A 4572-nucleotide genomic window follows, 5' to 3' on the forward strand; every position below is an offset into this window, starting at 1 on the left:
CCCCTGTTACAGCGGGGCCAGTAACCTGGACAGTTGTAGTGAATTAGTCCTTCAAAAGCAGCTCGGCAATTTGAAGGGCGTTGAGGGCCGCACCTTTGCGGATTTGATCCCCGCACAGCCACAGCTCCAGGGCCTTGGGCTCGGAGATGTCCTGGCGGATGCGGCCCACCGCCACTGCGTCCTTGCCGGCCACGTCGATGGGCATGGGAAAGCGGTTCTGCTGCCAATCTTCAATGAGCACCACCCCAGGGGCCTGGGCCAGGATTTGCCGGGCTTTTTCCACAGGGAAGGGCTGTTCAAACTCCAGGTTGAGGGCCTCGGCGTGGGTACGCAGCACCGGCACCCGCACACAGGTAGCTGTCAGCCGCAGGTGGGGGGATCCCATAATCTTGCGGGATTCGTTGACCATTTTCATCTCTTCCTGGCAGTAGCCGTTCTCTTGCAGGGGGCTGTTGTGGAGGAAGAGGTTGAAGGCAATGGGGTAAGGGAACACCTGGGGCTGCAACGGCTGCCCCTGGAGGTAGGTGCGGGTTTGCTCTTGCAGCTCCACCATGGCGCGGGCCCCGGCCCCACTGGCCGATTGATAGGTGGCGGCCACCACGCGGCGCAGGGGGATGTGGCGATGCAGGGGGTAGATGGCCACGCACATTAGGATGGTGGTGCAGTTGGGATTGGCAATGATCCCTTGGTGACGGAAGGCTTCCTGGGGGTTGACCTCCGGCACCACCAGCGGAACATTGGGATCCAGGCGAAAGGCGCTGGAGTTGTCAATCAGCACCGCCCCCGCCTCGACGATGGTTCTGGCCCAGGTTTTGGAGACACCGGCTCCGGCAGAGGCCAGCACCAGATCCAGGCCCCGGAAGGCCGCTTCTGAAACCGGCTCAACCGGGATCCGCTCCCCCTTGAAGGTCAAATAAGTGCCCGCTGAACGGGGCGAGGCCAAAAGCTTGAGGTCGGCTACAGGAAAGTTGCGCTCTTCCAGCAGCGTCAGCAGCTCCGTCCCTACCGCTCCTGTGGCCCCCAAGATGGCTACCCGTTGTTGCCGTGCCATGCTTTCTTGTCCTTAGGTTTTCCTAATTCTAGGGTTCCAGAGGTGGCTGTAATCGAGGCCAAAGCAGCCTGCACCTCTGCCAGCTCGACTTGATCGGTCAGCTCGGCCTGGCCGATGCGGCGGGGCAGAACGAAGCGAATCCGCCCCTGTTTGACTTTCTTGTCGGCCTGCATTGCCTGCAGCACTGCCTCCCAAGGGATCCCGGCCGGCCACCGGCTGGGCAGTCCTGCTTTCTCGATCAGACGTCGTTGCCGTTCGGCTTCAGCAGCGCTCCACCACCCCAGGCGGCGGGCGATCTCCCCGGCAGCCACCATGCCGATGGCGACAGCTTCTCCGTGCAGATAGCGGCGGTAGCCGGTGGCAGCTTCTAGGGCATGGCCGAGGGTGTGGCCGTAGTTGAGGATGGCCCGCAGGCCCGCTTCTTTCTCGTCCTGCTGCACCACCCAGGCTTTGCACTCGGCACAGCGGCGCAGCAGGTAGTGCAAGTCTGCGGGAGTAAAGTCGGTATAGCGGCTCAGTTGGGGTCGATCTTCCAAAAACTCAAACACATCGGCAGCCTGAATCACGCCGTATTTGATCACTTCCGCTAGGGCTGAGGTAAACTCCCGCTGGGGCAGAGTCTGCAATAGCGTTGGATCAATCCACACCAGGCGCGGCTGATAAAACGCCCCAATGAGGTTTTTCCCGCCAGGATGGTTGACACCGGTCTTGCCACCAATGGCCGCATCCACCATGGCCAAAAGTGAGGTGGGCACCTGCACAAAAGGGATCCCGCGCAGCCAGGTGGCGGCTGCAAACCCGACCATATCCCCAATGACTCCGCCCCCAAGGGCGACGAGGGTGGAGGAGCGCTCCAGGCCAAAGGCCAAGGCCGCGTCGTAGATCTTGGCAACGGAGCGGAGGGTTTTGTAGCGTTCGCCGGCAGGCAATAGGCACAGGTGGGCGGCGAACCCCGCCTGATGCAGCCCCTGCAGCAGCCGCTCGGCAAAGTGTTTGGCAATCCCCGGATGGCTCACCACCAGAGCCTTGCCGGAAAGCCCTCTGGCCCGCATTTGGGATCCCAGCTGGATGAGGCTGTGGCCAGGGGAGCCTTCGGCAGACTGGAGGAGAATATCGTAGGAGCTGTGGGGAAGCTTGACAGGGATCAGATAGGGATCCATGCGTGTCGGTCCTGGGGGGCGGGATCCAGTGTGGCATGTTCTGCTCCCGTCTGCCTGCTGCAGGCATTGTCCTTGGGGTCTGAAAGCCCAGGGGATCCTGCTAGGGGTTGGGGTCAACTGGCTGCGGCTCCGACTGGGGAGTGAGGGTTTCCAATTCCGGCAGAGCCATTCCCGCCGGGGAGGCCGAGTCTTCTTGGGCCAAATCCTGCAAAGCAGCTTGGGCCGGCTGAAATTGCGGATCCAGCTCCAGACAGCGCTGCAAGCTGGCTTGGGCGGCTGCTCGCTGGCCGGCCCGCAGTTGAATCAGCCCTAGGGTATGCCAAAAGGCGGGCCGCTGCGGATCCAGGTGCGTGGCCTGTTGGGCGTCTGCCAGAGCAGGTTCCAGCTTCCCTAGTTTCAAGGCTTCCCAGGCGCGGTTGTTGAGGGCCACAGCATCTTCTGGGGTGAGCTGCAAAACCCGCGAGTAGGCTTGCACAGCTTGTTCGGGATCCCTCAGCTCGCTGTAGATCAACCCCAGGGCAAACCAGCCCCAGGGATCCCGTTCGTTGAGGTGGATCATCTGCTGGCAGGCGGCACGGGCTTCTTCCAGCCGGCCCAGACGCCGCAGGCTGGTGATCTGGCCAAACCAGCAGGCAGAACTGCCGGGACGCTGCTGCACCAAGCGCTGGAAATGCCGTAGGCTGGCCTCATATTGCCCCAGCTCCTGCTGAGCTACCGCCAAGGCATAGCGGGCTGGAAAGTGCTCCGGCTTGATCTTGAGGGCTTCCTCGAAGTGGATACAGGCTTCTTTCAGGTAGCCCAATTTTTGGAAGGCCACGCCGCGGGCGTACCAGCTTTTGAAGTTGTCGGCATCGTAGCGCAGGGCGCGTTCTAGAGCCTTGCTGGCCAGCCGATACTGCCCCAAGCGCAGCAGGGCCACCCCCAAGTTGTGCAGGGTGATGGGATCCCGGCGGCGCAGCCGCAGCGAGCGCTTGTAACATTCAACAGCCGAGCGCAGCCGGTGGCAGTGGAAGAGGGCATTGCCTTGGTAACGCCAAACCCGCCCGCTTTTGGGGTTGAGCTTCAAGACCCGGGCAAAACTGGCCGCTGCCGAGCTGGGCCGCCGCAGCCGCCGCAGCACGATCCCACGCGCCAGCCAGGTGCGGGGCTGTTTGGGGTTGTAGCGCAGCGCCTTGTTCAGGCTGTTCAGGGCCAGCTTAGACCGCTTCAGTTGCAGCAGGCGGATGCCGCGGTTATGCCAGGCCAGAGCATCTTCCGGGTTGCTCTCCAGCACCTTGTCGTAGTTAACCACCGCCGACTTGTACTGCCCCAGGCGCCCCAGAATCAGGGCCAGGCGCAGCCGGGTTTCTTCGTCGTAGGGGTTGATGCTCAGGGATCCGTTGTAGCTGTCCACCGCCTCGCGGTAGCGGGCCAGCTGCACCAGCACATCCCCACGGCGGCTCCAAGCCAGGGCGAAGTTGGGATCCATGTTCAGAGCCCGGTCGTAGGCGGCCAGGGCTTCCGTCAGGTTGCCGCGGCGACGCCAGTCTTCCCCCCGCTCGAATTGGATGTCAGCACTGTTCCACTGAAACAGCCGCTGAATGAACTGCAAAATGGCGATCTGACGCGCTCCTTCTTCTGGCGTGGCGGAGGGGGTTTCGCCTGTGGCAATGCGCAGGATGGCCATCTGGATGGCCCGCAAAAAGGCCTGAAATCCCCGCACCTCTTCATCTTCCAGGGACTCTTTCCCCTCACGGCGGCGGTATTGCAGCCGGAACCGCTGCAGATCCCCGGGGGCAGGGAAGCTGGGATCCAAAAAGTGCATTAGCTCCAAGGCGCGGTACTCAAACAGCACCGGATCCTCTTCTGAGCCAGTAAAATCCAGCAGGGGCGCCTCTTCCAGGGGGCGGGGCAGCTCGGCGGGGGTGTGCAGCAGCGTCAGCAGGCGCTGGTTTTGTCGTGCCGGGGCATGGGGAAACCCGCTGTACAGCTCATCCCTTGGCCAGGGATCGGCAACAAACTCTGGAGAGGCCACCACTCCCACCCAGCGGCATTGTTCGATGGCCAGTTGCAGCTCCAGCTTGCGGTTATCCCCCGGCTGCAGCATCCAGCGGTCAAACCAGACTTTGAAACCCTCGCGATCCAGCCGCTCCGCCAGTTGACGCGCCCACCGGGCTTGCTCTCGGTGGTAGCGCAAGAAAAGGTCGAACTTGTAATGCTCTGAAGACATGAACGCCCGCTCGCTGCTCTTCTCCAGCTTATCTTTGCGTTATCGCTGCGCGACGCTTTCACAAACGCAAACGCATTTGCTCCCCATCGGGTCTGGGGCAAGGAGCAAACGTAAACTACCCGACTCCGACCGCTAAGCGGTACGGAGCGGGC

The 4572-nt window shown here is 62.4% G+C and carries 3 protein-coding genes; all 3 read right to left on the reverse strand.

What is annotated here, in order from left to right; translation table 11 throughout:
- Nucleotides 1-43: 43 nt before the first annotated feature.
- The 3 genes from NW843_RS08835 to NW843_RS08845 all read right to left on the reverse strand — a co-directional run bounded on the left by NW843_RS08835 (nt 44) and on the right by NW843_RS08845 (nt 4420).
- Nucleotides 44-1051, reverse strand: a complete 1008-nt coding sequence (locus NW843_RS08835) for an aspartate-semialdehyde dehydrogenase (RefSeq protein ID WP_414522708.1) — start codon at nt 1049-1051, stop codon at nt 44-46.
- Nucleotides 1030-2211: a 3-dehydroquinate synthase gene (gene aroB / locus NW843_RS08840; protein ID WP_414522709.1), complete on the reverse strand. Its 1182-nt coding sequence runs from the start codon at nt 2209-2211 to the stop codon at nt 1030-1032. Before aroB ends, NW843_RS08835 begins: the two co-directional genes overlap by 22 nt.
- Before the next feature lie 100 nt (nt 2212-2311).
- Nucleotides 2312-4420 carry a tetratricopeptide repeat protein gene (locus NW843_RS08845; protein WP_414522710.1) on the reverse strand — a complete coding sequence of 703 codons (2109 nt, stop codon included), beginning with the start codon at nt 4418-4420 and terminating at the stop codon, nt 2312-2314.
- Nucleotides 4421-4572: the final 152 nt, after the last annotated feature.

This window comes from Synechococcus sp. R5-12 (assembly GCF_047502655.1).
In the GTDB taxonomy this organism is placed as follows: Bacteria; Cyanobacteriota; Cyanobacteriia; order Thermostichales; family Thermostichaceae; genus Thermostichus.

What these genes read in the sequence shown, in the direction of transcription:
- aroB (WP_414522709.1), bottom strand. Translation starts at nt 2,211, where the DNA reads ATGGATCCCTATCTGATCCCTGTCAAGCTTCCCCACAGCTCCTACGAT.
- NW843_RS08835 (WP_414522708.1), bottom strand. Translation starts at nt 1,051, where the DNA reads ATGGCACGGCAACAACGGGTAGCCATCTTGGGGGCCACAGGAGCGGTA.
- NW843_RS08845 (WP_414522710.1), bottom strand. Translation starts at nt 4,420, where the DNA reads ATGTCTTCAGAGCATTACAAGTTCGACCTTTTCTTGCGCTACCACCGA.